The sequence below is a fragment of the Fluviispira multicolorata genome (assembly GCF_009208585.1).
GTDB classification, from domain to species: domain Bacteria; phylum Bdellovibrionota_B; class Oligoflexia; order Silvanigrellales; family Silvanigrellaceae; genus Silvanigrella; species Silvanigrella multicolorata.
Genome location: NZ_WFLN01000006.1, coordinates 551,201 through 573,817 on the forward strand (window position 1 = coordinate 551,201; position 22,617 = coordinate 573,817).

A 22,617-nucleotide genomic window follows, 5' to 3' on the forward strand; every position below is an offset into this window, starting at 1 on the left:
GGGGGGCTTATTTATGTATTTAGGTGCCAGATCTTATGAATAGTTTTATTATTTCAATGGTTTGTATCTTTTTGCTTCTGTTTAGTCAAAAGTGTTTTTCGATTAAAAATTCTGAGAGTAATTTTATTTTAATTAGCAATTCTCAGCAAAAATCGAAATATATTGATTATAGAATGCCAGACTCTGATTCTATTGGAAATTTTTCTAAAATTCCTTCCAAAGTCCAAAAGCAATATCCTAAAATGGCACCCTTATATCTTTTTTATAATGATGAAAATATCTATACAAAATCAAATATAAATATTCTTGCATATAATAGCGATATTTTATTTCTTATAAACAACGAAAAAAATGTTTTAGAATTAGGAAAAATAATTCATCCAAGTGATGAAAAAGTTCAATCTTTTTTAAATTCAATTTCTAATTCAAAAATTGTTGCAGCATATTGGGAAAAAAAATCTGTACCAGCCGCAATTATGCTCGATAAAAAAGGCGTTGTTTATTTAGTAAAGCGTTCCAAAAGCCATGATATTTCAATTGAACAGCTTGGGCTCTCAAATATTTCATTTTCTGCAAATCCATAAATTTTAAGTATGTATTAATAATGAATTGAATGATAAAATTCTTGGCATTTTAGATTTTGTACTTTACAAAATCTATTTTATTTTTACATAAAAATATATAAATAAAATTTTATTCCGCAGCGAGCCTTGACACTCGAGTTGTGACGCTTATTTTCCAGCTGAGGTATCGGGAGGAAGTCTCCTCTCACCTTTAAAATTAAGTTTTTAATGTTGTGGTTTATTTCCACTTTTTGGAGGCTCATTATGAAGATTCGTCCACTTTCTGACCGTATTTTAGTTAGACGTGTTGCTGAAGAAACTAAAACAGCTGGGGGAATTCTAATTCCTGATAATGCTAAAGAAAAACCTGTTGAAGCAACTGTAGTTGCTGTTGGAAATGGCAAAGTACTTGCAGACGGCAAGGTTCGCGCAATTGATATTAAAGTTGGCGACCGCGTACTTTTTAGCAAATACAGTGGAACTGAAATTAAAGTTGACGGTGAAGATCACCTTATTCTTCGCGAAGATGACGTTTTGGGTGTAATTGGTTAATAAATAATCTGACCCAATTATAAATTGGGGTTTTAATTTTAAAAATAATTTAGGAGATATCCATGTCAGCTAAGATGATTAATTTTGGTGAAGATGCTCGTAAAAAAATTCTTGTAGGCGTTAATACTCTTGCAGATGCTGTAAAAGTGACCATGGGACCGAGAGGCCGCAATGTTGCTATTGACAAATCTTTTGGTTCACCAAATGTGACTAAAGACGGCGTAACTGTTGCAAAAGAAATTGAACTTGAAGACAAGTTTGAAAATATGGGCGCGCAAATGGTTAAGGAAGTTGCTTCAAAGACTTCTGATGTTGCGGGTGACGGTACAACAACAGCTACAGTACTTGCTCAAGCAATTTACCGTGAAGGCGTTAAGCTTGTTGCTGCTGGTCATAATCCTATGGATTTAAAGCGCGGAATTGACAAAGCTGTTTCAGCAATCACTGCAGAACTTAAGAAAGCAAGTAAAGCTATTTCAAGTCACAATGAAATTGCACAAGTTGGAACAATTTCTGCAAACTCTGATAAATATATTGGTGATATTCTTGCAAAAGCTATGGAAAAAGTAGGCAAGCAAGGCGTTATTCAAATTGAAGAAGCGAAAGGCATGGAAACAACTCTCGATGTTGTTGAAGGTATGCAATTCGATCGCGGTTATCTTTCTAATTACTTTGTAAATGATCCTGAAAGAATGGAAGTTAATTACGAAGATGCTTATGTTCTTATTTTTGACAAAAAACTTTCTTCTCTTAAAGACCTCGTGCCAATTCTTGAAAAAGTAATTCGCACTGGCAAACCACTTCTTGTTATTGCTGAAGACGTTGAAGGCGAAGCTCTTGCAGCTCTCGTTCTTAACCGTCTTCGTGCAAATCTTAAGATTGTTGCAGTCAAAGCTCCTGGCTTTGGCGATCGCCGTAAAGCAATGCTTGAAGATATTGCAATTCTTACTGGTTCTACAGTTATTTCTGAAGAACTTGGTATGAAGCTCGAAGCAACAACACTTGAACAACTTGGTGTTGCGAAACGTGTTCGTTCTGACAAAGACAATACAACAATTATCGATGGCCAAGGTTCTAAAGCAGATATCGAAGCACGCGTTAAACAAATCAATAAGCAAATTGGTGATACGACTTCTGATTACGACCGTGAAAAACTTCAAGAGCGCCTTGCTAAACTCTCTGGCGGTGTAGCTGTTATTCGTGTTGGCGCTGCAACTGAATCTGAAATGAAAGAAAAGAAAGCACGCGTTGAAGATGCTCTTCATGCAACTCGCGCTGCTGTTGAAGAAGGTATCGTCCCAGGGGGCGGAGTTGCTCTTATTCGTGCACAAAAAGTTCTCGAAGCTCTTCGTGCAGATATTAACAACGACGAACGTTTTGGTATTGATATTATTTCTCGTTCTTGTGAAGAGCCACTTCGTCAGATCGTTGCAAATGGAGGCTATGAGCCATCTGTTGTTGTAAACAATGTACGTGAAAACTCTTCTGCTAATTATGGCTTTAACGCTAAAGAAGAGCGTTATGAAGACATGGTTGCAGCAGGTATTATCGACCCAACTAAGGTAACTCGTTCTGCATTACAAAATGCAGCATCTGTTGCTTCACTTCTTCTTACAACCGAATGCATGATTGCTGAGCGTCCAAAAGACGACAAAGCAGCCCCTGCACCAGGAGCTGGTTATCCAGGTATGATGTAATTTCTTAACAAGAAATTTATTATAAAAAAGCAGCTTTCAATTAAATTTGAGAGCTGCTTTTTAGTTTCTGCTGAGAGTTTAATTTTTAATCGATTCAGTTTTTAAGGATGTTTTAAGAATGTATTTTAAAAGATTTATTTATATTTCATTAATGTTTTTTGCTTTAAATTCTTATGCCTCAAATAAAAAGCAAAATATTGAAAATGCTTACAATGATTTTCTTTTGGCAAAATCAGAATACTACAATGCACTTATTCGTAAAGATAATTTTATAGATGAATATAGAGTTGATGTTATTGCTGCTCAAGAGCATTTATTTTCTGTTGCAAATAAGAAACCGAGTACTTCTGATCTTGTAAATGAAATTATTACAAACGAAGAAATTTGGAAAGAACAAGTTTTACATGATAACAATGAAGTTATAAATCAATTAACTTCTGAAATTGAGGCAACTCAGTTTAATGCTGCTGCAGATGCTGCAGCTTATCTTGAGTTATTTGATTTAAATTTATTAGAAGCAAATGCTGAATCGATCTCTTAAGTGCTTTGCATTGAAAGTTTTTATAGAATTTTTTCACCCATTTGCAAACTCCATAGTGTGGCATATATTCCGTTTAAATTGACTAAATGGTTATGATCACCCGACTCAATAATTTCACCATTATTAAATACAAAAATTTTATCGGCATTTCTAACAGTAGAAAGTCTATGCGCAATTATAATAGTTGTTCTACCAATGACTACTTTTTCAAGAGATTTTTGAATGGCAAGCTCTGTTTCATTATCAACGGCCGAGGTAGCTTCGTCTAAAATAAGTATGGGTGGATTTTTTAATATTGCTCTTGCTATTGCTAATCTTTGCCTTTGGCCTCCCGAAAGCTTTTGCCCCCGTTCACCAATAATAGAATCATAGCCGTGTTCAAGATGAGTTATAAAATCATGAGCCTCTGCAAGTTTAGCCGCATGAATAATTTCTTCTCTTGTTGAATGAAAGGTTCCATAAGCAATGTTATCTGCAACACTTCCTCCAATTAAATAAATATCTTGACTCACGTACCCAATCGATTTTCTTAAATCTTTAAGATTAATTTTTGAAATATCATGACCATCTAATAAAATTTCGCCAGAATTCTTCTCATAAAAGCGAAGCAATAGTTTAAGTACGGTGCTTTTTCCTGAGCCAGTAGCTCCAACAAATGCAAAAGTTTTACCAGATGTAATATTGAAAGATAAATCATTTAGAATCTTCTTGTTTGAATATGAAAAATTTATATTCTTAAATTCAATATTACCTATAACATTTTTGAGATCTAAGCCAGTTTCATTGTAAGAAACTTTAATAGGAGTTTTTAATAAATTCATAACTCGATTGATAGATGCAAGAGAGCGTTGGTATGTGTCAGTTATTTCAGAAAGTGCTGTTAAAGGCCATAAAAGTCTTTGAGAAAGAAAGATTAAAATACTATAAATAGCTACATTTAATTTATTGTCTAATACTAAAAATCCTCCATAAACAAGGATTATTATAAAACCTAACATGACAGCCATGCGAATTACAGGAGTGATAGCTGAACTTAGTTTGATTGCACTTCGATTAGATTCTTTGTATTTTTTGCTTAAACTTTCTATTCTACTAATTTCATATTGTTCTGATGTAAAACTTTTTATTGTTGAAATCCCTAAAATATTATTGTTCAAATGAGAGTTAATGCCTCCTGCATTTTCTCTAACTTCTAAATATTTTGGTCCAATTTTTTTTTGAAAATGAAATGCACCAAATAGTATGAATGGAATGGGTATGAGTGAGAGAAAGGCAATAGTTGGTGATAATATAAAAAATATCAATCCAATTAAAACGGACGAGAAAAACACCTGAATTATTGAGTTAATTCCTCCATTTAAAAATCTTTCTATTTGGTTAATATCATCATTCAATATAGAAAGTAAATTGCCAGTATTTTTATTGTCAAAAAATGACATTTCGAGTTTTTGAATGTGAGAGTAAACATCAATTCTAAGGTCGTGCTGCAAATTTTGTGCTAAATTTCTCCATTTTAAAGAATATAAAAATTCAAATAAAGATTCGAAGATCCAGATAAGTGCAGTTAATAGGCCAAGGATTACAATTTGCTCTTTAGTAGATATAAAACCAAATTTAGCTAGAAAAGATTGATTTGTATTTACAACTGTGTCAATAGCTATACCAATTAGGATTTCGGGCATAATGTCAAATATTTTATTTAGAGTTGAATAAATACCTCCAAGAATAATTTGCTTTTGATAGTTTTTAGAATATAAAAATAATCTTTGAAATGGATGCATTTACTTAATATCCTATAGTTCATTTAACTTTAAATGATGGTTAAGAACAATTGATTTTTTATATCACTCATGTCATTAATACAGCATGTTTGATTTTTCAATAAAAAATTAAATTATTATTGATTCATTACCAATTTATTCTTCCTGATTTTTTAAAATACTGATTATTTTTAGCATTTTAAAAATAATCATTGTCTAATCTATGTGAAGTTTTAGGTCAAAGAGATAGATTTTTAATATATTTTTGAGTGCTCTAAATAGAGGAAAAATTATTTAAGTCTATTTTTTTTCTAAAATCATCATTAAAAGTTTCTTATACTATCATTTTTCTAATTTTTATTCTTTTATTACTCATGTTCTTTTTTAACTTTATAAAGTATTAAATATGGTTTTTATTTTTGCATATTCAGGAACCAATTTCTGTTAATAAAAATTTTCAAAAATTCTAAATATTTAATTATATATCCACAACCAAATATTTTCAAAATATTTTAAAAACAGATTCTGTTGTAAAGATTTAAAAGTAACAAGAAGAATGCAAAATATTTTATAATAAATTAAAATAATAAAAATTCATTTGAAATATTACATATTATAGAAAAGCATAAAAATAATTATTTGAAGCGTATTTTGTATTAAAAGCTTATGATTTTAAGTATAATCTTATTTATTTTTTTGACTTCGTTACAACAAACAATCCATGGGGTGCGTTATGAAAATTGGCGTTTTAGGTTCAGGCACGGTTGGGGAAACTCTTGCAAATGGTTTTTTAAAGTTTGGGCACAGCGTTATGAGAGGAAGTCGTTCAAAAGAAAAACTTTCAGACTGGCTAGAAAAAAATAAGCAAAATGCTCATATTGGAAACTTTGAAGAGACAGCTAATTTCGGTGAAATCATTGTTGTCGCAGTAAAAGGCTTAGAAGCTCTCAATGCATTGTCCCTTTGCGGAGAAAAAAATTTAAGTAAAAAGATAATAATTGATGTAACAAATCCAATAAGTAATAATCCTCCTGTTAATGGGGTAGTGAATTTTTTTACAGAAATGAATAGTTCTCTAATGGAACAAATGCAAAAGAAATATCCTGAGGTTAATTTTGTGAAAGCATTTTCTTCAGTTGGTGCTCCCATGATGGTGCAGCCTAAACTTTCAATAAAGCCGACAATGTTTATTTGTGGAAACAGCGAACCTGCAAAGATAACTGTAATGGAAATTTTAGAGCAGTTCGGCTGGGAAAGTGAAGATTGTGGTACAGTCGAAGCGGCACGAGCAATTGAGCCTTTATGTATGCTTTGGTGCATCTCTGGGTTTAGAGACAATGATTGGACTCACGCATTCAAAATGTTACGTTAATAAAGAAGTGTTTTACTTTGACACCACTACTCATTATAATGCATGATCGCAATTCCTTCAAATGGATTACTTTTTAATTTTTTAAATTCGTTATTTCTTTTTCTCAAATAGATATAAATATTTGCCATAACCTTGTTTTTCCATGTCTTTAACAGGAATAAAGCGTAAAGCAGCTGAATTCATGCAATAGCGCTTTTTGGTAGGGGTTGGTCCGTCATCAAAAACATGTCCAAGGTGAGAGTTTGCGTACTTTGAGCGAACTTCTGTCCGTTCTTCAAATATAAGGAGTTTTTTATCTGTTTTGGTTGTGACATATTTAGTATCGATAGGCTTAGAAAAACTAGGCCAGCCTGTTCCAGAATCATATTTATCAGTTGAACTAAACAAAGGCTCTCCAGAAATGACGTCGACATATATTCCATCTTCTTTTTTGTCCCAATATTCATTATCAAAAGCTCGCTCAGTTCCATCTTCTTGAGTGACTTTTTTTTGAATGGGAGTGAGTTTTTGAATTTTAGTCTTTTTGTCGACCTTAGAATATTTGGAGTCGTCTTGAGAAGACTCTTCAGATTTTGTTTCATTCGTTTTGGCCATAGCTTGTCCTGTCATAAGAAGAAGTGTTGATAAAATAATATTTAGTTTAATTTGATTTTTCATTCCAAACCTCTTTTACGCGGGCATCTCTGCCACATGATTTACGATAATAGGTATATCGGATAGGATTTTTCTTATAATAGTTTTGGTGATATTCTTCTGCTGTGACAAAATTGGTGGAGGGAATAACGTCTGTAGCGACGTTATTGAACTTTTCTTTAATTTTTTCTTTAGATTGAATAGCTAATTTTTTCTGTGATTCATTTAAATAAAATATGACTGTTCGATATTGCTTTCCCTTGTCACAGAACTGACCTTCATTGTTGGTTGGGTCGACGTGTTTCCAAAAGTAATTAAGAATCTCAGAATAAGAGATTTTTTGAGGATTAAAAAAAATTTTTGTGGATTCAACAAACTGGGTTTTTCCTGAAGAAACTTTTTCATAGGTGGTGGTTTTATCGTTGTCTCCATCGTAACCAACAACTGTTTTTGTAACACCTTCAAGTTTATCAAAGTCGGCTTGGACACACCAGAAACATCCACCCGCTACAATGGCGATTTCTGTTCCGCCGTTTGCCTTTGTTGTTAATGAATTTTTATTGTTTTCTAGTGAAAAAATAAGATGTGGGATAATAGAAAATAAAAGTAATAATAATCTTAACATAAAGTAACGTCTCCAGAGTTTAAAAGGGAGAGCATACAAAAGAACAACTAAGATTAGATTACCAATTTTTTAAATTTATACAATATATTTCTTTTAATAATTAAGACACTAATTTTTCTTTGTTTTTATTAATTCTATTGGTGAGTGATTGATTGCTTTTAAATATTTGGATAACAGTTAGGATAATTACGAGAGATATGATGAATAAGCTTACTGTTTCAAAATAAAATGATGATTGCGTAGTTTTTAAATAAGTTATCATGCCAATTAAAAATGCGTGAATAGGTAATATAGCATGGAATATTAAATTAAAGTTAAATTTATTTTTCAAAATATCTTTAATTATAAGAAAAATAAATATGGATGAAAAGATAGATAAAACATATTTAATTTGATTCCATTCACACCAAATAAGCATTAAATTACAGAAATAAAAACTTAAAAAAGATAATATTTTGTAATTTTTAACTTTAAAACTTGTGTCATTATATTTGTTTAATCTTGCATATAAAACATAGAGTGGAACATATGACATTGTTAATATAATTAAACCGCAAAGTATAGCTATCATACTTTGCCATCCTGAAACAGAGCATAAAAATATGGCGCCAAGAATAAAATTGACTGTATTTGCAAAATAAGGAGATCCGAATTTGTTTCTTTGTGACAGAAATTTAGGAAATATTTTCTCTTCAGATAAGTTGCTTAATACGCGTGAAGCCGCAACTTTATAGCCTAATCCAGTGCCAAATGGAGAAATAACTGCATCGAAATAAAGAAAATAACTCATAAATACAAAACCAAATAGAGCAAGTAAACCAGCAATTGGTCCTGAGTCTCCTGCAAAGTTTAATTGAGACCAACCATTGTTTAAGTTATCTGAAGGAATGGAAAGGTTAAAACCAATTTGAATAAGTAAATAGATAATTATTGCTATAAAAATTGAACCAAAAACAGCTATGGGAATGTTTTTTTGTGGATTGTCTGTTTCTTTTGCTAAGAAAATAGCAGTCTGAAAACCAATAAATGAAAATGCAATTCCACCTGTTGAGATGGCGGTCAGCATTCCTGAAACTCCTTCGCTAAAAAAATCTAAAGATAAGTTATTATATGCATTGTATGGATTTTTATAAATGACATAGAAGAAAATAAAGGCAACTGAAATAGGTATGATGACTTTAACTATCGTGATTAATTTATTAAACCGACCAACGGTATTTGATGCAAAAATATTTATAAAAAACATAATAAAGAGAAGAAAAAAAGACAAAAATAAACCGGCTTTAGATAATGTAAATTCTTGTGTTAGAGGATTGCGGATCCAAGTGAAATAGTTTGATGCATATTGGATAGTTGCTTGAACTTCTATGGGGGGAATGAGAGCCGTCCAGATCCATGTGAGAATACTGACAAGTATACTGCCATTTTTACTTAAGCTATGATTTGCTGCATCTGGTAAATTATTAAACTGTTTGTTTAAGATAATTTCTGCATAACTAAGAGCAACAATTGCCATCATGAGGCCCCCGATTATCCAAGAAATAATGGCAGCATTACCAGCAAGTTTTGAGGTATAATAGGCTCCATAAAGCCAACCAGAACCAATGATTGAGCCTAATGAAAAAAATAGTAGATTTAAAAGTGTTATTTTCTTCATGTATTTTTCTTCCTAAATAAAAAATAGAGGTCATATTAATTTAAATGATTGAACTTAAATTTTTATGATTCTTGTCTGTTGAGAATGAATATCAAAAATTTGTTATTCATATCAAATATTCTTGATTATCTCTCTTTTAAGAAAGATTCTAGTTAATGAGCATCTTTCTTATTTAAAAACCAATTTTTTGAGCTTAATCAAGTTTAACTATATTCATTTTACTAGATAACCAAAAAAAATATGAAAATCAATTTTTAACAAATTATGTTATTTAATAATTATAAATAACATACAAAAATAATTATTTTAACTGGAGTTATTAATGTATATTTGATACTTATATTTTATATTAAAACTTCAATTATTCCAAAAAGGAGAATCAAAAATGGTAACTTCTCTGCAAAATCGTATTTATTTTGATTGCAATGCAACAACTCCAATCTTAGAAGAATCCTGTAGAGCTGCTATTTGTTCTATGCAACGCGTTTATGGAAATCCAAGCAGCACACATATGGCTGGGGCTGAAGCTAAATTGATTTTAGAACGTTCTCGAACGTATGCGAGCCGAGTATTAAATGTCAGCCCAAATGAAATTTTTTTTACAAGTGGTGCAACTGAGGCCATTCAAATTAGTGTCCTTTCACTTTTACAAAGCTTGACAAAAAAGAACATTAAATTAAATGAAAATAATGAAAGAAAAATACTCATTGCTTCTACTGAACATAAAGCTGTGTTAAGTGCTGTTGAACATTGGTGTCACGTACTTAAATTAAATCTACCTATAGTTGTAATAGAGGTAAACTCAGGTGGAATAATTAACTATGATCAATTAAAGTTCTATGCAAAAGATGCATTTTTTTTATGTACAATGGCTGTGAATAATGAAACGGGTGTTATTCATAATTTAAAAAAAATTGAAAGTATTATTAGGGAACAATCGCACCATATATATTGGTTAGTCGACTGCGTACAAGCACTGGGTAAAATTGAACTTGATTTTAAAAAATTAAGTGTAGATTATGCAACATTTAGTGCTCATAAAATTCATGCACCAAAAGGAATTGGGTTCTTATTTTTACGTGAAGGAGCTCCTCGTTGCCCACTGATTGTTGGAGGTGGACAAGAGCAAGGTGTGCGTTCAGGTACAGAGAATTTGCCTGGAATAGCTGCGCTGGGTGTTATTCTTGAAATGTTAAATGATAGAAAAAATGGAAAAATAGTTCACTCAATAAGAACTGAACAAGAATTACAATCATTTAGAGATATAATTGTAAATGCCTTGAAAAAAGCTTTTCCAACAATTGAATTCAATGCTGATTTTAAAGAAACTGTAGCTACTACAATAAATTTTTCAATTTTTGGATTGTCTTCACGAGAATTGATGAATGTTTTTGACGCTGCAGGTATAAGTGTGAGCGGTGGTTCTGCATGCAATTCAAAATCAGTGAATCACAGTCATGTTTTAACGGCAATGAAATTACCTGAATGGAAACTTAACTCTGCAATTCGACTTTCTTTTGGATTTGCTACAACAAAAGATGAAATTAATGCTGGGGCAGAGGCTATTTTGTCTGCAGGAAAAGCTTTGAGAAATTCATGCATTAATTTGACTTGTAATATTGAGAATAATTCTTTCGACTCTCTTTCATTACAAGATGAAATACACGGTGTTTTTCAAATCAGTTCTCATAATGCAAATACATGGGTTTTAATTGATAATAATTCAAAGACCTGTTTGATAGTCGATCCTACGCAAGATAGTATTGAAAGAGTTGTGAATATTGTAAAATGCCGAAAATTAAATGTCTGCGCTATTTTAGATACGCATTCCCATGCAGATCATGAATCTTCAAGAAAAGAAATTTTTAATTCTCTTCAATTAAATGACAATGCAATAGATTATTTAGGGTGGCCTAATAATGAAGATCTTTTGAAGTTTTCATCACAGCAATGGATTGTTAAAAGAATATCAACACCAGGTCACACCCTTGATAGTATGGCTTATCTTGTCTACAATCTTTCTGAAAATAAAGCTCCAATCTTTGCATTTACAGGCGACACCATTTTAAGCAGTGGTCTAGGACGAACAGATTTTGGAATAAGTGGCATAAAGCAATTCTATGAGACACTGCACCTTCTTGATAAAATATTTGATAATAAAACAATTATTTGTCCTGCGCATGACTACGATAACAGTTTTGCAACCCTTTGGGGGTTTGAAAGAAAAAATAATAATCTACTTGCTAAAGCCTTGAACACTTATAATTTCATGGCGCTTGAAGAGTTTTGTAATGAAAAAAAATTTATTGATTCTCAAATTGCTTTAACTTCTCAACAAGGACAAATTATATGTGGATTAATAAATACAAGTAGTTTAGATTATAAAAAAATTCCTATAGTTGATTTAGAGACTTTACTTAAAGAAAATTATTATATTATTGATATTCGAGAAAAAGCTGAATCGCTTTTATTTAAAGATTGGAATGTTATTGGTCTTGAAAAAAGGCCAATGAATATACCAAAAAGTCAAATAGTAAACTTGATAATTGACCTTATACATGATAACAAAAGTTTAATTAAAGAAAAAATTGCACTCGTTTGTTCGACTGGAAATAGGTCATTATTTATTGCAAAGAGTCTTAGAAGAATGGGGTTTGATTGTGTTTGGAGTTTAAATGGTGGTTTTGCATATTCAAGATTAAAGGATGATGAACAAGGTTTTTAAAAATGAGTAGTTGGTTATTAATAAAAAATAAAAATATATTTTTGAAAAAATCGGATATTCACTTATGGAGAGTTAGACTCTCTCAAGAAGAACGCCTTTTGCAAAATTTAACAAAATTTTTAACTTATGAAGAAGTTGAAAAGGCAAATAAATTCTATAAGAATATTGATAAAATTCGTTATATATTTGCCCGTTCCATATTGAAATTACTTATCTCAAATTACTTAAGTTTGGACGCAAAAAATATCCATTTTTCATATTCTAAATATTTTAAACCATTTCTTGCAATAAATAAAAATTTATTAAATTTAAAGTTTAATATGACACATGCTGGAAATTGGATTTCCTACGCTTTCACATTGGAAGATGAAATCGGTATAGATATTGAAGAATATAAGAATGATTTTGATATGACAGGCTCTGCTAAATTGGTTTTTTCTCCAGAGGAATTTTGTCTGTGGCAAGAATTACCTGAGAATGAAAAATGTGCTTCATTTTTTCATATTTGGAGTTGCAAAGAAGCTATAATGAAAGCAATTGGATTAGGTTTTCATTACCCTCCTGAAAAAATCACTGTTTCAATTAATCCCTTTATCCCATGTTCATTCATTGAAGATAAGAATTGCAATCATAATTTATCTGATTGGACATTAGAAAAATTTAATATTGATAATAACTACTCTGCTGCATTTGCAATTAAAAAAAAGAATATTAATTTAAGCTTATTTGAGTGGGATTTCTATTAAACTTTAATACCAAATTCTATGAAATTTTCTTTTGGTATAAAATGTTTTGGTTTTAAATAAGTAATAACTAGATTTAAAGAATCTTTATTTCCTACGCACCAAACAAATGATTGAGTTGTTCCATTTTTTTGCACTCCTGTAGTACAATTTAAAACATTTCTGATTTGTATAAATTCTTTTAAATGTTTTTCAAAATGTTCAGCAGTGCCAAAGGAATCAGTTCCATAATAATCCCATACACAGGCAATCATATTTTCTCCAAAAAAAAGATAAAATCAATCGCCTTCTAGCCAATATATTCTGCATTATCCATGAATTTACGCAATGCTTTTGGAATGCGAATACGACCATCAGGCATTTGATGATTTTCAAGCAAAGGAATTAATAAGCGAGGTGTCGCTGCTGCAGTATTGTTTAATGTAAAGCAAAATTGAGGTTTACTATTTTCATCACGTGTGCGAATTTTTAAGCGACGTGCCTGAAAATCATAAAAGCTTGAGCAACTATGGGTTTCTCCATAATTATTTCGACTTGGCATCCATGTTTCAATATCATTCTTTTTAACCTGTCCTTGTCCTAAATCTCCTGTACAGACTTGCACAACTCTATAAGGTAATTCAAGTAATTGTAGAATATCTTCTGCATTTTGTAATAATTCTTTATGAAGTATGTCGCTTTTTTCAATATTTGGCTCGCAAATAACGACTTGCTCTATTTTTTGAAACTGATGAACGCGGTAGAGACCTTTTGTGTCTTTTCCTGCAGCTCCTGCTTCTCTACGAAAACAGCTTGACCATGCACACATTTTAATTGGTAAATGCGACTGATCAAGAACTTCATTTTGGTGATAGCTTGCCAACGGAACTTCAGATGTACCAACAAGCCACATATCATCCTTTTCAACAAAATAAGCTTGGTCAGCACCACCTGGGAGATAACCTGTACCTTCCATTGCGCTTGTGCGAACAAGTACGGGAACACTCATTTGTTTGTAATTACGCTTTTTTAGCAATTCGAGAGTTAGAGAATGTACAGCTCTTTCAAGCTCTGCTCCTTGGCCCATTAAAAAATAGCTGCGTGATCCTGCAATTCCTGCTCCTCTATCAAAATCTATAATTCCGAGATTTTTTCCCAGCGTGATGTGATCAAGAGGGGGGAATTCAAATTTTGGTAATTCTCCAACTTTACGTATTTCAACATTGTCTGCATCGCTTGCACCAATTGGAGTGTCGTCTGAGGCTATGCTTGGGACTGTAAGAAGAAGTTTTTCAAACTCTTTTTCAATTTCTCGCAGATTTTTTTCTGCTTCTTCGAGTTTTGGTCCCAGAGCTCGCATTTGAGCAACAAGAGATTCTCTTTCTTCCTTCGATTTTGCTCTCTTCACAGCATCGGAGCCTTCATTGCGTTTGCTTCTGAGCTCTTCTGTCTCTTTGATATATTTCAAGCGCTTTTCATAAAGTTCGCTAAAAATATTTGGATCAAATTCAAATCGCTTATTTTTTGCTGCAATAGCAACGGCTTCTAGATTGTCTCGGATAAATTTTGGATCAAGCATAGTCAGGAGCGCCTTTCTTTCAAAGTAGCTTAAACGCACGTCATTCTTATAAAGTGAGGAAAACTTTTCAAGCACCAAATGCATTTATTCAAAATTTTTCTTGTTGACCTGATGCTTTCTCTGCTTAAACTCTCAGTGACCTTGATAACGAATGAACCGAAATGAGAGGATACACACTATGTTTTTAAAAAATACAATTGAAATGTCATCAGAAGAGGCCATGGGCGAAACAAACTCTTCTGAAATGAATGACAACTCATCAAGCAGCGACAAACAAAGTCCTGAAGTTCAAGGTGCTTCAAAAGCTCAAAGTGAAGAAGTATCAAAAATGTCTACACTCGAGGCTGAATGTGCTGCGGCGCAGGCAAAGCTTACTGAAACGCACGATCGTATGCTTAGAATAGCCGCAGACTCTGAAAATATGCGTAAAAGAATGGAACGTGAAAAATCAGAAACCCGTATTTATGCCATTCAAGAATTTGCCAAAGATTTGCTCCCTGTCATTGATGCCTTCGATAAGGCAATGTCTGCTATTGAACTCACTCAAATTAACTTTGAAACTGAAGAAGGCAAAAAAATTGCTGGAATTGTTGAAGGTGTTCAGTTGGTTTCTAAGGTGTTTCAAGATGCGGTTAGAAAGCATGGTATTGAAAGGCTCCCCGGTAAAGATACGCCATTTAACCCAACTTACCATAATGCAATTGCTAAAGTCGTAGACTCTTCTTTAAAGCAGGAAACAGTAATCGATGAATTTATGGCTGGTTATAAAATCGGTGATCGTATTCTTAGAACAGCAATGGTTCGTGTTGGTGCGCCAGATTGAAATTAAGTTATTATTATTACTATTAGCGCAAACACATTTCGCAGCATTTGCACAACTCTCAGTTTTAGATAAAGCTGAGAGTTTTTTTTATAATAAAGAATATGAAAATTCTAGTGAATTATATAATAATATATTAAAAAATGAATATTCTTCAAAAAAAGATGTTGCTGTAGCAAAATGTAGAATTGCTCTCATCAATATAAATGAAAAAGATTTCATGCAATCGCAAATATATTTAGAAGAAGCTTTAAGTGAAAATATATTAAGCTTGCCAATGACATCTATTTGCTCATATGGTTTGCTTCAAATTTATATAAAATTTCAAAAATATGCTTTGGCGGTAAGTTTAGTTAAAGTTTTAGAGTTTCCTAATTTGCAACCCACTTATTTAGCAAAATACTATGCATTAGCAGCTGAAGCCGCAAGATTTTCCTTAAATAAAGAGTTTGAGAAATTACAACTTAAAAAATTAAAAGATTTGATGAAAAAACAAAACTATCAATATATTTCTCTAAATAAAGAGGAGACAAAAAAAATATCATTGTTTGATATAGAGTCTAGATTGTCTGTCCTTAATTTTGATGAAAATATATCTTCAGAGTTTTCAAATGACTATGTTGCAAATGTTTTTATTTCTAAAATGAAAGAAGGAGATCATTCAACAGCCCTTGAAATTTTAGAGAAAAAAAGTTCTCAAAATGCAGAAAGCATTACTTTTGATTCTGGAATTAATATTAAAAATTCACTTTTACGAAGCCGATTGGTGCAATTATTACATGATAATCCTCAAGAAATGAGAATTGGTGTGATATTAGCAAATGGTGAAAAAAAACAGCAATACAATCAAAACTTCTTAAGGGGAATATCAAGTTTTTTATCTTCTACCGCAACAAATGGAGTCAATTATAAAATTTATATTGAAGAAACCAAAAATGATGGAGGTCATTTATCTAGTAAAGCTTTTGATCATATATTTAAGAATTATGTTCATGCACTTATTATCGGTGATGGATTTTATAATAATGAAGATTTGAAAAAACTTTCAAGATTATTTTCAATACCTATTATTTTTCCAAATGACAATAAAATTAATAATAAAGATATTTCTTCTTTATCAAGTGAATTAAAGGAAATGAATTCTATAAAAATGGTGTCTGAGAATGGAAAGTTTAAAAACTATTTTGAGAGTTCATTACAGGAGAAAATTCAAAATTTAAGCATTGAGTCTAAGGTTTTTGATTCTCTTATTTTAATACGGAATATGCAGTTTTTAGCAAATGGCTCGCAAAGCGCAGAACTTGAAAAAATAATGCATGAGACAAACTGGAAAATAAATGGAATTGCTATCTATGAAAATTACAATTCCTTAAAATAAATTTTTTAATTGTCATAATAATTATGAATTGTAACCGCATTGGAACCTGAAAAAAACTGATTTGCCTTATAAAGATCAGATTTTTTTAATGAGTTCATTATTGATATTGAGTTTAAATTGATATTTCTGTCGAAAAATATCTCCATTTTATTTTCACTGAGATTATCATTGAGATATAAATTTTGTAAATTTGGTAATGAATCAAATAAATCTTGTGATAGAAAATCTATATAATTTCCTGATAAATTAAGAGTTTCAATATTTTGTAATGGTTTAAGCGCATCAATAGGAATTTTAGTGAATTTATTATGGCCAAGATCAAGATTTTTTAAATTTGATTGTGATTTAAATACTTCATTTGCTAAGCTATATAATTTATTTCCTTGCAACTTTAAATCTGTAATGTTATGATAATAATACAATTGTTTGTCAATATTTTGGATTTCATTGTTAGATAAATTTAATTCAATAAGATTTTTTGAAATATTATTTGGAATATATGAAAGCTTATTTTCGCTTAAATTTAAAATTTTAAGTTCATTTGAAAATGTTGTTTTATTAATGTGAACTATTAAGTTTTTAGAAAGATCTAAATTTTCAATGTTTGGAATACTATTAAAAAAATTATCATCAATAAACTCGATTTTATTATTACTCAGATTAATTGAACTGATATTTGTTGGATTTTCATAATACTCATTTCGATTTTTTAATCCTAAATAAGGAAGATATTTAATTTGATTTGAGCTTAAATTTATTTTTGTTAAATTTGGATTATGAGTAAAAATACTTTCTGAAATTTCAGTAATTTTATTTTCTTGCAATTCGATTTCTTTTAAAGAAATCATTGAATTAAAGAAATTTTTATCAATTTTTGAAATACGACTATTTATAAGTTTAAGTGTTTCTAAATTTTTAAGGTCTTGCGTACCATTTAGCTCTAAAAAAATGTCTTCATCTTGAGGGTTTGATTTTGAATGTGTCATATTTGCTAGTTCTAATTCTTTTAAATTCTTTAATCCTGCAAATGTTTTAGAGTTTATTGACGAAATATAATTACGATCTAGATTAAGTTTTTCTAGCTCACTAAGTCCATTAAATGCTTGATCTTCAATATACTTAATATTATTACCTCGAAGATCTAGAATTTTTAGACTTTCTAGGTTTTTAAAAGTATTTGCTTTTAACTTATCAATTAAATTTCTTGAAAAAGATAAATCTATTATATTTGTTAAATTTGGAAAAAGAAACGAATTATCATTATGTTGAGCAATCTTAAATTCTCGTATATTTAGTTCTCTTAAATTTTTAAATTTATCAGTTAAGTAAATTGAACTCATATCAAGTAGGACTCTGCCCTCACTGATTGGTTTGATAACAGTAGCATTAAAAGTTATTTTATCGGCATTTGTATCTATTTTATCATTTATATAATTAGCAAATTCAACTGCTGGGTAAAAACTTGATTGTTGAAGCCATGTATTAAAGTCATAGTTAAATTTAATTTCAATATTTTGACTCTTGCCATTTATTGTAAGTATAAATGGGCAGGTTTTCATTGTATCAAGTTCATCTGATATTTTATTTTTAATTTCAATTTCAAATACGCTTTCTGAATTATTAAATCTGACACCATAACAGAAAGAATGTTTTGTATTAAATCTATCAAGACGAAATGAAATGGATTTCGAATTTATTACTTTATGCTCAATATCCTTTACTATTATTGCTTGTGATTTTTTATTAATTCCTTTTTCATGATCTCTTCTCGTTTTTTTTTGCCAATTGAAATCAGTTGAAACAGGGTATACATAAACAAGATTTTCTTTGTAGTCGCCAACAGTATACTCATTTCCATGAGCTTTGACAGAAGTGCAAAAAACAATAGCTAATAAAGCGGAGCTTGAAAGTAAATACCCGTGTCTTTTCATGAGAAATCCTTTTTTCAAGAAAATAATTTTTTAGCATTTGATCTAATATAATTTAAAAAATTAGATCAAAATAATAAATATCATATTTTATTTTTTATAAAAGGGGTTTATTAAAAAATTATTATTATATAAAACTTAAATAGTTATATATATTTTTATATATTTGTTAAAATTAAAAATAATAATATTTTTTCTTATAATTATATATATTTACTTTGAATTATAATTAATGATGTTTTCTCGAATGTTATTCCATTTTAAAGAATCTTCAATTCCTGAATTGATATGCAGTTCGGCTTTCCAGCTTATAAGATCGAGTGCTGTATTTTCATTTGCATAGGCACCAGCAACATCTCCAGGTCGAGAGGGGGCTTCTTTTTTAGGAATTTCTTTCCCATAAACGTTTTCAAATTCTTTTAATAATTCTTTGACTGTAACGCCCTTACCTGTTCCTAAGTTAATCACATGGTAATTTTTTGTTTTTGGGGGTTTTGTCAAAAATGCAGAATCAAAGTTTTCAATAGCTTTGACATGAGCCTGAGCTAAATCCCAAACATGAATATAGTCTCTAATTCCACTGCCATCTCGCGTTGGCCAGTCGGTTCCGGTTATATGGAATTCTTTATTTTTACCTATTGCAGTGTCAACAAGTTTTCCTAAAACATGTGAAGGATCTTTCACATAAACTCCAGAACGCATTTTAGGATCAGCACCAATAGGATTAAAATATCTTAATGCAATTGCCCTAAAATTTGAAAATGAAGAGCAATAATCTTGAAGTACCAATTCCATGATATATTTTGTTTTTGCATAAGGGCTGCTTGGTTTTAAAGGAGATTCTTCTGTTACCATAAAATTTGGGGAAGCATCATAAATTGAAGCAGAAGAACTGAACACAATGTTATTACAACCACATGATTTTAAATTATTAAAAAGTTCATTTGATTTAGATACATTTTCTCTATAATATTCATAAGGTTTTTCAACGCTTTCAGACACGACAATAAGTGCTGCACAGTGTATCGCATGAGAGATTTCTGGATGCTCATTAAAGATTTCTCTTAAAAGTTTTTCGTCCGCAATGTCTCCCTTGTAAAAAATTTTATTTTTAACAAATTCAATGCGACCGTTGACAAGTGAATCAAGTATTACGGGTGTGTGTCCTGCATCTTCTAATGCAGAGCATATAGTACTGCCTATGTACCCAGCACCTCCGGTAACCAAAACTTTCATTTTTTTTCCTCTTCTGTAGAATGATCTGAATAGATTCTCTTGAAATATATTTAAAAGAGATGAAAAAGTTTAACTGATTCTATCGTATGACTCAATATTTTGTCGTAAAATCCTTAAGATTGGTATAGAGGTAAAGGCATCAATCAGGTTGTTTTTTTGCCTGGAAATTTCTTTAATGTAAGGACTATTTTATGTTTCAAGATTATTTATTTTTTGCTGTGGATACTAAAGTACAGTATTGCTATCGCATGCTACATTTGAGCAATTTAATGCAAGAAGTTAAAAATATTCATCATTTAAATGTTCCTCGCGCCTTGCTCCTGGCTGATTCTATGCTTGGTTGTGTGCTGCTTTCCTCTGTACTTGATTATGAAGAAAGAATTAATCTTCGCATTCAATGTTCTGGAGATTTCACAATAGGAGCTGAAACAACTTTCCAAGCAGAAACAAAAGGCTACATAGAGTGCGAAGAAAGCACTCCACTTGTGCAAAGTCTTGATAAAGGTGAAAATCTTATTGCAGAACTTCAAGTTCGTTCATTGCGCTCACAAAGAAATAATGTTGGATTATCAGAAGGTTTTACTTCTTCACAAACCAACTCTATTGAAGTTGCATTAAATGAACATTTACAATCAAGCTTTCAAATGAATACAACTTTACATTTAAGCAGTTGGATTGATGATTTAAGTGGTGAAATTCAAGCGTTTGGCGTTATTTATCAAGAACTCCCTGGTATTTCTGAAGAGGCTACTCAAAAATTAAGAAATCATATTCAGGGTCTTCCTTCTATGAGAGATCTCTTTTATGAGAATAATGACCCTGATATTCTGGCTCAAAAACTAATTCCTGATGCAATAAAAGCTGTAAAAAGCATAAATCCTAAATTGGTTTGCAGCTGTTCTCAAGAGAAGGTTGAAGGCGTTCTTGTTACGTTACCACTTGATGAATTAAAAGATATTATAAATAAATCTGAAAATATTGAAATGAAGTGTCATTATTGCAGTACTAACTATCATGTTCCAATTGAAAAAGTAATGCAAATGTATGCAAGTAGAAACTATTCTCCTGATAACTCTTCAGAAATAAATTAAAATGTTTTTATTAAAATATGCGCAACCGTTAGAAAAGTGTAAATTCATAAGCAGATATAAACGTTTTTTTGTAGATGTGTTGTCTCAAGATGATTCTATAAACACAGTTCATTGTGCAAACAGTGGAAGTATGAAAAGCTGTCTCGTAGAAAAAGCTCCCGCTTATATTTTAGACTCACAAAATCCGAAAAGAAAATTAAGATATTCTTTAGAACTCCTTTATTTAGAAGATGGATTTGCCTGTCTAAACACAGCAAGAGCAAATCAATTTGTTGAAGAATTGCTTCTTAAAACCGTTGGTAAAACAAAAGATTCGATTTTTATAGAGAGACATTTTCCTTACAAGATCTTTGAAAAATGGCAATCTGTCAAAAGAGAAGCAGTTTTTACAAAAGAAACTCGTTTTGATTTTTGCCTCAGCTCAGATGATAGTAATAAAAAATGCTGGATTGAAGTTAAAAGTGTGAGTATGAAACTTAATGACAATACATGGGCATTTCCTGATGCAGTAACAACTCGGGGGCAAAAGCATTTAAGTGAACTTATAAAAGCAAAACAATCTGGCGATGATGCATGGTTATTTTTTGTTCTCATGAGAGGCAGTGAAGTCAATGAAGATATTCTTTTAAATGGTTTTCGAGCAGCTTATGAAATTGACTTAAAATACGCAAATTTATTGGAAGAAGCTAAGAAAATGGGAGTCTGTATTGCTCTTATAATTCCAAAAATTTCAATAGATGGTTTTTCTTTAAGAAAATTTAATTGCTTAAATTGAGGAATTTAAATGCAGTTTCCTTTAAAAGGTATTTATCTTAAGTCTTTTTTTCTTCTTATTTGTCTTGGACTTTGTTGGGGAACTGGATTTTCCATTGCTAAATTTGCAATGGAAAGTGGAATTACTCCATTAGGGTATTCTTTTTGGCAGAGTTTTGGACCAGCTATTTTTATTCTTTTTGTAACACTTTTCAAAGAGAAATCTTTTCCTTCATTCAAGTTAAAGCATAATTTATTTTACTTTATATGTGGGATACTTGGAATTGTATTACCAAATTTAACCATATATTTTTCTGCTACACATGTTCCGTCAGGTATATTGGGGCTTATTGTTAATACATCACCAATAATAACATATGTATTATCAATTTTCTTTCTGCTAGAAAAATTTTCATTAAATAGATTTTTTGGAATTATATTTGGTTTTTTTGGGCTTGTCATTTTATTTTATCCTAAGTTATCAAATTATTCTAATTTTAAATGGATGCTCTTTGCGCTTATAACTCCATTATTGCTTGCTTCTTGTACTATATTCATGGTGAAATTGAGGCCTACAAACTCATCATCACTTGCGCTTAGTTCTGGAATGCTATTAGCGTCTTCTCTTATTATTGCTCCAGTTACTTTTATAACCGGAAATTTTCATGTTATAAGACTTCCTTTAGATCTACCAAATTTTTTTATTATTTTCGAGATAATCTTATCCAGTATTGGCTATGTTGTTTTTTTTGAACTTTTGAAAATAGCTGGACCTGTTTATTATAGCTTAGTTGGTTGTATTGTAGCCATCGTGGGGTTATTCTGGGGATTCATTATTTTTAATGAAAAAATAAATTTATTAGAATGGATTTCAGTGGTGTTTATTATTCTATCTATTTATATGGTTTCTTTTCATAGACAAAAGGCATAAAATCCATAACCATATTCATCAAAATTTATATAAATATATTAACTTAAATTTAAA

The 22,617-nt window shown here is 30.8% G+C and carries 20 protein-coding genes; 12 read left to right on the forward strand and 8 right to left on the reverse strand.

Annotation, left to right across the window (positions count from 1 at the left end):
* The first annotated feature begins 35 nt into the window (after window positions 1-35).
* The 4 genes from GCL57_RS08865 to GCL57_RS08880 all read left to right on the forward strand — a co-directional run bounded on the left by GCL57_RS08865 (window position 36) and on the right by GCL57_RS08880 (window position 3,353).
* Window positions 36-584 (forward strand): hypothetical protein, encoded by a 549-nt coding sequence (locus GCL57_RS08865; RefSeq protein ID WP_152212993.1) that lies wholly within the window; start codon window positions 36-38, stop codon window positions 582-584.
* Between the two features lie 243 nt (window positions 585-827).
* Window positions 828-1,115, forward strand: coding sequence for a co-chaperone GroES (groES, locus tag GCL57_RS08870; RefSeq protein ID WP_152212994.1), 288 nt, complete (start codon window positions 828-830; stop codon window positions 1,113-1,115).
* 62 nt (window positions 1,116-1,177) lie between these two features.
* On the forward strand, window positions 1,178-2,812 hold the full coding sequence (gene groL, locus GCL57_RS08875) for a chaperonin GroEL (RefSeq protein WP_152212995.1): 1,635 nt from the start codon (window positions 1,178-1,180) through the stop codon (window positions 2,810-2,812).
* A gap of 118 nt (window positions 2,813-2,930) precedes the next feature.
* On the forward strand, window positions 2,931-3,353 hold the full coding sequence (locus tag GCL57_RS08880) for a hypothetical protein (protein ID WP_152212996.1): 423 nt from the start codon (window positions 2,931-2,933) through the stop codon (window positions 3,351-3,353).
* Between the two features lie 20 nt (window positions 3,354-3,373).
* Here GCL57_RS08880 and GCL57_RS08885 read toward each other — a convergent pair whose 3' ends face one another.
* Window positions 3,374-5,134 carry an ABC transporter ATP-binding protein gene (locus tag GCL57_RS08885; protein WP_152212997.1) on the reverse strand — a complete coding sequence of 587 codons (1,761 nt, stop codon included), beginning with the start codon at window positions 5,132-5,134 and terminating at the stop codon, window positions 3,374-3,376.
* A gap of 712 nt (window positions 5,135-5,846) precedes the next feature.
* Between GCL57_RS08885 and GCL57_RS08890 the strand changes: the two genes are divergently transcribed.
* Window positions 5,847-6,485 carry an NADPH-dependent F420 reductase gene (locus GCL57_RS08890; RefSeq protein ID WP_152212998.1) on the forward strand — a complete coding sequence of 213 codons (639 nt, stop codon included), beginning with the start codon at window positions 5,847-5,849 and terminating at the stop codon, window positions 6,483-6,485.
* Between the two features lie 90 nt (window positions 6,486-6,575).
* Here the strand turns inward: GCL57_RS08890 and msrB are convergent, their stop codons facing one another.
* From msrB to GCL57_RS08905, 3 genes are all read right to left on the reverse strand, one after another.
* Window positions 6,576-7,079: a peptide-methionine (R)-S-oxide reductase MsrB gene (msrB, locus tag GCL57_RS08895; RefSeq protein WP_152213025.1), complete on the reverse strand. Its 504-nt coding sequence runs from the start codon at window positions 7,077-7,079 to the stop codon at window positions 6,576-6,578.
* Between the two features lie 46 nt (window positions 7,080-7,125).
* On the reverse strand, window positions 7,126-7,743 hold the full coding sequence (gene msrA, locus GCL57_RS08900; RefSeq protein WP_152212999.1) for a peptide-methionine (S)-S-oxide reductase MsrA: 618 nt from the start codon (window positions 7,741-7,743) through the stop codon (window positions 7,126-7,128).
* A 100-nt stretch (window positions 7,744-7,843) separates the two neighbouring features.
* Window positions 7,844-9,400 (reverse strand): APC family permease, encoded by a 1,557-nt coding sequence (locus GCL57_RS08905; protein WP_152213000.1) that lies wholly within the window; start codon window positions 9,398-9,400, stop codon window positions 7,844-7,846.
* Window positions 9,401-9,785: 385 nt separating this feature from the next.
* On the opposite strand from GCL57_RS08905, the gene GCL57_RS08910 reads away from it, so the two are divergent.
* Together GCL57_RS08910 and GCL57_RS08915 are read left to right on the forward strand one after the other, a co-directional pair.
* On the forward strand, window positions 9,786-12,125 hold the full coding sequence (locus GCL57_RS08910) for an aminotransferase class V-fold PLP-dependent enzyme (protein WP_152213001.1): 2,340 nt from the start codon (window positions 9,786-9,788) through the stop codon (window positions 12,123-12,125).
* Window positions 12,126-12,127: 2 nt separating this feature from the next.
* Window positions 12,128-12,871: a 4'-phosphopantetheinyl transferase family protein gene (locus tag GCL57_RS08915; protein ID WP_152213002.1), complete on the forward strand. Its 744-nt coding sequence runs from the start codon at window positions 12,128-12,130 to the stop codon at window positions 12,869-12,871.
* On the opposite strand, the gene GCL57_RS08920 is transcribed toward GCL57_RS08915, so the two are convergent.
* Together GCL57_RS08920 and serS are read right to left on the reverse strand one after the other, a co-directional pair.
* Window positions 12,868-13,122, reverse strand: a complete 255-nt coding sequence (locus GCL57_RS08920; RefSeq protein WP_152213003.1) for a hypothetical protein — start codon at window positions 13,120-13,122, stop codon at window positions 12,868-12,870. The genes GCL57_RS08915 and GCL57_RS08920 overlap by 4 nt on opposite strands.
* 35 nt (window positions 13,123-13,157) lie before the next feature.
* On the reverse strand, window positions 13,158-14,426 hold the full coding sequence (gene serS / locus GCL57_RS08925; protein ID WP_152213004.1) for a serine--tRNA ligase: 1,269 nt from the start codon (window positions 14,424-14,426) through the stop codon (window positions 13,158-13,160).
* A gap of 178 nt (window positions 14,427-14,604) precedes the next feature.
* Here serS and GCL57_RS08930 point away from each other — a divergent pair, with 178 nt between their 5' ends.
* Both GCL57_RS08930 and GCL57_RS08935 read left to right on the forward strand, forming a co-directional pair.
* A complete protein-coding gene (locus GCL57_RS08930; RefSeq protein ID WP_161597670.1) occupies window positions 14,605-15,249 on the forward strand; it encodes a nucleotide exchange factor GrpE in 645 nt (214 codons plus the stop codon).
* Window positions 15,173-16,624, forward strand: coding sequence for a hypothetical protein (locus GCL57_RS08935; RefSeq protein WP_152213006.1), 1,452 nt, complete (start codon window positions 15,173-15,175; stop codon window positions 16,622-16,624). The genes GCL57_RS08930 and GCL57_RS08935 overlap by 77 nt, the downstream gene beginning before the upstream one ends.
* A 5-nt stretch (window positions 16,625-16,629) precedes the next feature.
* Here the strand turns inward: GCL57_RS08935 and GCL57_RS08940 are convergent, their stop codons facing one another.
* On the reverse strand, window positions 16,630-18,555 hold the full coding sequence (locus GCL57_RS08940; RefSeq protein ID WP_152213007.1) for a leucine-rich repeat protein: 1,926 nt from the start codon (window positions 18,553-18,555) through the stop codon (window positions 16,630-16,632).
* A gap of 210 nt (window positions 18,556-18,765) precedes the next feature.
* Complete coding sequence (gene galE / locus GCL57_RS08945) at window positions 18,766-19,788, reverse strand: UDP-glucose 4-epimerase GalE (protein WP_152213008.1); 1,023 nt, start codon at window positions 19,786-19,788, stop codon at window positions 18,766-18,768.
* A gap of 191 nt (window positions 19,789-19,979) precedes the next feature.
* Here galE and GCL57_RS08950 point away from each other — a divergent pair, with 191 nt between their 5' ends.
* From GCL57_RS08950 to GCL57_RS08960, 3 genes are read left to right on the forward strand one after another with little or no spacing between them, the layout of a single operon-like run.
* A complete protein-coding gene (locus GCL57_RS08950) occupies window positions 19,980-20,879 on the forward strand; it encodes an Hsp33 family molecular chaperone HslO (protein WP_152213009.1) in 900 nt (299 codons plus the stop codon).
* A 1-nt stretch (window position 20,880) separates the two neighbouring features.
* The gene (sfsA, locus tag GCL57_RS08955) at window positions 20,881-21,654 is read left to right on the forward strand and encodes a DNA/RNA nuclease SfsA (RefSeq protein WP_152213010.1); all 774 of its coding nucleotides are present in this window, start codon (window positions 20,881-20,883) and stop codon (window positions 21,652-21,654) included.
* Window positions 21,655-21,663: 9 nt separating this feature from the next.
* Window positions 21,664-22,563 carry a DMT family transporter gene (locus GCL57_RS08960; protein WP_152213011.1) on the forward strand — a complete coding sequence of 300 codons (900 nt, stop codon included), beginning with the start codon at window positions 21,664-21,666 and terminating at the stop codon, window positions 22,561-22,563.
* Window positions 22,564-22,617 lie beyond the last annotated feature (54 nt).